The organism is uncultured Oxalicibacterium sp., assembly GCF_913776015.1.
Taxonomy (GTDB): domain Bacteria; phylum Pseudomonadota; class Gammaproteobacteria; order Burkholderiales; family Burkholderiaceae_D; genus Oxalicibacterium.
In genome coordinates this window covers 55,480-61,479 of the sequence record NZ_CAJYMD010000040.1, presented here as the reverse complement: position 1 = coordinate 61,479, position 6,000 = coordinate 55,480, and the positions used below count along the sequence as shown (strand labels likewise).

The following is a 6,000-nucleotide window of genomic DNA, read 5'->3' as shown; positions in this document are numbered from 1 at the left end:
GTGGTGCCAACGCGTCTGTCCTGATGTATCGCGCCGACGAACGGACGGAACGTTTGAACCTGCCTGATTCGCTCAAGGCCCAGCACACCGCGCATCTGACGGCTGGCAACGTGCTGTATTCCGATATGGGCCGCATCCTCGCGTCGATCTCGCGCGACACGGTCGGCTGGCATGACCCGTTGTGCGGTGTGTCGGATGCGGCGCTCGTGCAGAAAAAATATGGCGAACGTCGCTATCAGGAACATCGCAATGCTATGGCGCGCAACGGCAAGGACAGCTTGCTCATCGAAATGGGGAAATGGGGACTGGGACTGCGCGATCTGGTGCCGAATCTCAACCTGTTTTCCAAGGTGATGGTGGATGAAAGGGGGCGCTTTCAGTTCGTCAGCGATCACAGCAAGAAGGGCGACTTCGTCGAGTTGCGTTTCGAGATGGACACCTTGCTCCTGATCTCCACGGCGCCGCATCCGCTCGACCCATCGGCTACGTACACACCCAAGAAAGTCGGCCTCGTCGCCTGGGAAAGCGGTACCGCTGGTCCGACGGATAGTTGTCGCTTGTCCTGCCCGGAAAACCGCCGCGGCTACTACAACACCGAACTCGTTTATCGCTAGGAGACAGTCATGCAAACGCTGAAAACAAGCACGCTGGATGCGTCCAACGCCATTCTCGATTATCTGCATCCGGCCGGCGAAGGCTGGCTGTACACGCTCAAGCGCGGACAAACGCTGCGCATCGTCGATCTCGAAGGCAATCAGGCCGTCGACACGATTTTCTATAACGCCAACGATACCGAAGAAAGCTACAGCGTGACCGACACGCTGCAACGGCAGGGCGGTATCTACTTGAGCACCGGTTCTGTATTGGTATCGAACCGTGGCAATCCCATGCTCACCATCGTTGCCGATACGTGTGGCCGTCACGACACGCTGGGCGGTGCCTGTGCTTCCGAAAGCAATACCGTGCGCTATGCGACGCAAAAGAAGTTCATGCACAGCTGTCGCGACAACTATCTGCTGACGCTGGCGCGTGCCGACAACGGCATGGGCAAGCGCGATCTGGTTCCCAACATCAATTTCTTCATGAATGTGCCGGTCACGCCCGAAGGCGGACTCACGTTCGAGGATGGGGTGTCCGGTCCCGGCAAGTATGTCGAGATGCGGGCCGAGATGGATGTCCTCGTCCTCGTTTCCAATTGCCCGCAGCTGAACAATCCCTGCAATGCCTACAACCCGACACCTGTCCAGTTCCTGATCTGGGACAGCGTGCAATAACGAGAAATCTGGAGACCTATGTTCAACAAGATCCTGATCGCCAATCGTGGTGAGATCGCTTGTCGTGTCATCCGCACGGCGCGAGCGATGGGCATTCGCACGGTGGCGATTTATTCGGAAGCGGATATCGAATCCCTGCATGTGCGACTGGCCGATGAAGCGGTATGTGTCGGGCCTGCCCCGGCCAGCGAGAGCTATCTCTGCGCTGAGCGCATTCTGGAAGTCGCGCGCGAATTGGGTGTGCAGGCCATTCATCCGGGCTACGGTTTCATGAGCGAGAACGCTGCCTTTGCGGAAAGCTGTGCGCAAGCCGGCATCGTTTTCATTGGTCCGACGCCCGAACAGATGCGTGCCTTCGGCCTCAAGCACACGGCACGCGAGTTGGCCTTGAAAGCGGACGTGCCCTTGTTGCCGGGCACGGGATTGCTGGCAGATGAAGCGGAAGCCGTACGCGAAGCCGCGCGCATCGGTTATCCGGTCATGCTTAAGAGTACGGCAGGCGGTGGCGGTATCGGCATGCGCCTTTGCCACAACGATGACGAGTTGCAAGCGGCGTTTGCATCGGTGCGCCATCTGTCGGAAAACAACTTCAAGAACGGCGGCATCTATCTCGAGAAGTTCGTGCAGCGTGCGCGTCACGTTGAAGTACAAATCTTCGGCGATGGGCGCGGCAATGTCGTCTCGCTCGGCGAGCGCGATTGCTCGGTGCAACGTCGTAACCAGAAGGTCATTGAGGAAACGCCAGCCCCCGGCTTGTCGGACGCGACGCGACAGGCACTGGCAGAGACGGCTGTGCGTCTTGCATCGTCCCTGTCTTATCTCTCGGCCGGTACGGTCGAATACGTGCTGGATGCCGACACCGGGGCGTTCTATTTCCTCGAAGTGAATACACGTCTGCAGGTCGAACATGGCGTGACCGAAGAAGTATTCGGCGTCGATCTTGTCGAGTGGATGATTCGCGCAGCGACGGAGGGCTTTACGCTGCCTGCGCAGGATGCACTTCAGTCGCATGGGCATGCGATGCAACTGCGCGTGTACGCCGAAGATCCGGGTAAGAATTTTCAACCTTCATCCGGTGTACTGACGGCAGTGGAATTCGCCGAAGGCCTGCGCGTCGATACCTGGGTCGAACGCGGCGTCACGGTCAGCCCGTATTACGATCCTTTGCTGGTCAAGTTGATCGTGGCCAGCCAGAGTCGGGAAGAATCGATTACGGCCTTACGTACTGCATTGCAGACCACGCGGATCGATGGCATTCAGACCAATCTGGCTTATCTCGATACGATCCTGGCACACGCGCCGTTCGTTGCCGGCCAGCAGATCACGCAAATGCTGGCCGAGATGGTCTATCAGCCGCTGACCGTTGATGTGATCGACGGCGGTATCCAAACGACGGTGCAGGATTACCCGGGACGTTTGGGATTGTGGGCGGTCGGTATTCCGCCCTCGGGACCGATGGATTCGTATGCACATCGTTTTGCCAATCATCTCCTCGGTAACGCTGAAGACGCTGCAGCACTTGAACTGACGTTGCAGGGCGCGACGCTGTCCTTCAATTGCGATTGCACGATCGCCCTGGCAGGCGCCGATATGGGTGCCACGGTCAACGGGCCACATGGCAAGCGCACGCTGCCAAACTGGCAGGCGCATGAGATCAAGGCCGGCGAAACGTTGCGTTGCGGTAGCGTCACGGGTGCCGGCGTACGTGCTTATCTGGCGTTTGCGGGTGGGCTGGACGCGCCAGCCTATCTGGACAGTCGCGCTACCTTCACGCTCGGTAATTTCGGCGGGCATGGTGGTCGTGCCGTGCGTGCCGGCGATGTATTGAAGCTCAAGCCTACCCAAGCCAGGATCAACACGCCGGAACCATCCTCGATCCCGCAGTACGGTCATGAATGGAAAATCGCCGTGCATTATGGCCCGCACGGCGCGCCCGACTTCTTTACCGATGAAGACATTCAGATGTTCTTCAGTACAGACTGGCAGGTGCATTTCAATTCCAGTCGTACCGGCGTGCGCCTGATCGGTCCCAAGCCACGCTGGGCGCGTACCGATGGCGGCGAAGCGGGCCTGCATCCGTCGAACATCCACGACAACGCCTATGCCATCGGCTCCATCGATTTTACGGGCGATATGCCGGTCATTCTCGGTCCGGATGGCCCGAGCCTGGGCGGCTTCGTTTGTCCAGCCGTCATCGTCTCCGCCGATTTGTGGAAGATGGGGCAATTAAAGCCGGGCGATACCGTGCGGTTCGTACGCGTACTGCCTGATGAGGCGGCAACGATGCGCGCGCGCATGGAACAGGTTTTTGCAGTTGCATCGGGTGAATTGGCGCCACCAATATTCGTGCCGACCGAAAGCGAAGCGGGGCACCATGCGCCGGCGGTGATCGATGAAACCTGCCTCGATGACGGTACGCGCATCGTCTATCGACGTGCAGGCGACGATTACCTGCTTGTCGAGTTCGGTGAACTCGTACTCGATATCAACCTGCGTTTTCGTGTGCATGCCCTGATGACGGCGATCGAATCGGCCAGCCTGCACGGTCTGGTTGATCTCACGCCGGGTATTCGTTCGCTGCAGGTGCACTTCGATCACCGCCAGATTTCGGGCGCGGCATTGATTGCGCAAGTCGATGCATTGGCAAAGGCATTGCCTGCCGTCGATCAGATGGTGGTGCCGTCGCGCATCGTGCATCTGCCGCTGGCATGGAACGATGCCCAGACGCGCCTGGCGATTCAGAAGTACCAGACCACGGTGCGTCCGGATGCGCCATGGTGCCCAAGCAATATCGAGTTCATTCGTCGCATCAACGGTCTCGACAGCATCGACGATGTCTACAACGTGCTGTTCAATGCCAGCTACATGGTGCTGGGCCTGGGCGATGTCTATCTCGGTGCGCCGGTTGCCACACCTGTCGATCCGCGGCATCGCCTCGTCACCACGAAGTACAACCCGGCACGTACGTGGACACCAGAAAACGCGGTTGGTATCGGCGGAGCCTATCTCTGCGTCTACGGTATGGAAGGTCCGGGCGGCTATCAGTTCGTCGGACGCACGATCCAGATGTGGAATCGCTATCGGCAGACTGCCAGCTTCCGTGATGGCAAGCCCTGGTTGCTGCGCTTCTTCGATCAGATTCGTTTCTATGAAGTGGATGAAGAAACACTGCTCGAACATCGTCGCGATTTTCCGCTGGGGCGTTTCGATGTTCGCATCGAAGAGACCACGTTTTCGCTGGCCGATTACAACCGTTTCCTGTCCGACGAACAGTCGTCGATCTCTACCTTCAAGCAAAAGCAGCAAGCTGCATTCGAGGCGGAGCGTGAACGCTGGCGTGTCAGTGGTCAGGCCGAGTTCGTCGGTGAAGAAGCGGCCAGTAGCAACGCAGCACCTGTCGATCTGCCGCCGGGCAGTCGGTATCTGTCTGCCGTAGTGCCCGGCAGTGTCTGGAAGATCGTCAAGCAGGTCGGCGAAACCGTCGCCGAGGGTGAAACGATCGCCATTCTCGAATCCATGAAGATGGAAATTCCGCTGGTTGCGCACGAGGGCGGCGTATTGACCGAATGGCTGGTTGGCGAAGGGACGCCCGTTGCGGGTGGGCAGCATCTGGCGGTGCTTCAGGAAAGTGTGCAGTAAGGCAGGGCGGTCCTGCATTCATTCGTGGTTGTGTTCTTTTTCTAAAGGGAGTTTGTTATGTCACGCTATCGTTCCATCGTTCTGGCGCTCGCAAGTGTGGGGATGTTTGCAGCAGGGGCCGGTGCTCATGCGCAGGAAGGGAGCGACGCTCCCAGTTGGACAGGTCACGTAGATGTCGTAAGCAAGTATGTGTTGCGCGGTATCACCACCACCTATGGTCCGAGCAAGCCGGGTTTGGGTAATGAAGGTGCCGATGCGCCAGAGTCCAATCGTGCGGCCTTGCAATGGGGGCTCGATTACACCCATCCATCCGGGTTTTACGCGGGTTACTGGGCTTCGACGATCAATTATTCGTACAAGCAGCTTGGGCGTTCCTATTCGGATCGCAGCGGCACGCTGGATTTTCAGCAGGATAAATCCATCGAAAACGATTTCTATGCCGGATACAAGGGCAAGGTTGGTGATTTCGGTTACAACGCCGGCCTGATCGGTTATGCCTACTACAACGGCAAGAACGCCAATGGCGTGGAAAGCAAGCTGGCTGTCAGCTATTCGGATTTCGAACTGAGTGCACAGACCTTGCTCAACGATACGGTATGGGGTAACAAAGGGGACACCTACTGGACGCTTAATTACAGCAAGCCTTTGGTCAATTCGCTGATGTTCACGGCATCGCTCGGTTACTACACCTACAACAAGGAAGGCAAGTATCTGGGGACCTACGATACGTATCTGGGAACAGCATGTGCTGCCGGCGAAAGCTTTGCCGTTTCAGGTTGCGTGGCAGGCAATGCACCGACCAGCGGTGGCTTCCGGCATTTGATCGTCGGCCTCTCGCAGCCGATTGCCAATACCGGTATTACGTGGAGCCTGACCGGCATCATCGGTGGTGAAAACCGTTTCGGTATCAGCCAGAGCAACCGCATCGTTGCCGGTTTGAGTTACGGCTTCTGATGATGGCGACGTGCGCCTTCAATGGGCGCACGTCGCACGCTAGTGCATGACATTCACGAAAGTAGTGCCGGAAGATGCCGGCTGGCATTCCATTGCCTCAAACACGTGAAAATTCTCAGAAAAAATAGCGATC

At 57.9% G+C, this 6,000-nt stretch carries 4 protein-coding genes; all 4 read left to right on the top strand.

The window, feature by feature from the left end; all coding sequences use genetic code 11:
- On the top strand, window positions 1–614 hold a 614-nt coding region (locus tag QZ725_RS06550; protein ID WP_293777601.1), incomplete at its 5' end, for an urea amidolyase associated protein UAAP1.
- 9 nt (window positions 615–623) lie between these two features.
- Window positions 624–1,274 carry an urea amidolyase associated protein UAAP2 gene (locus QZ725_RS06545; protein ID WP_293777598.1) on the top strand — a complete coding sequence of 217 codons (651 nt, stop codon included), beginning with the start codon at window positions 624–626 and terminating at the stop codon, window positions 1,272–1,274.
- Window positions 1,275–1,292: 18 nt separating this feature from the next.
- On the top strand, window positions 1,293–4,913 hold the full coding sequence (gene uca / locus QZ725_RS06540) for an urea carboxylase (protein ID WP_293777595.1): 3,621 nt from the start codon (window positions 1,293–1,295) through the stop codon (window positions 4,911–4,913).
- Window positions 4,914–4,970: 57 nt separating this feature from the next.
- Window positions 4,971–5,867, top strand: a complete 897-nt coding sequence (locus QZ725_RS06535; RefSeq protein WP_293777593.1) for a TorF family putative porin — start codon at window positions 4,971–4,973, stop codon at window positions 5,865–5,867.
- Window positions 5,868–6,000: the final 133 nt, after the last annotated feature.

Bases quoted from the DNA above. Each gene is read 5' to 3' on its own strand.
- uca (WP_293777595.1), top strand. From the start codon at position 1,293: ATGTTCAACAAGATCCTGATCGCCAATCGTGGTGAGATCGCTTGTCGT.
- QZ725_RS06535 (WP_293777593.1), top strand. From the start codon at position 4,971: ATGTCACGCTATCGTTCCATCGTTCTGGCGCTCGCAAGTGTGGGGATG.
- QZ725_RS06545 (WP_293777598.1), top strand. From the start codon at position 624: ATGCAAACGCTGAAAACAAGCACGCTGGATGCGTCCAACGCCATTCTC.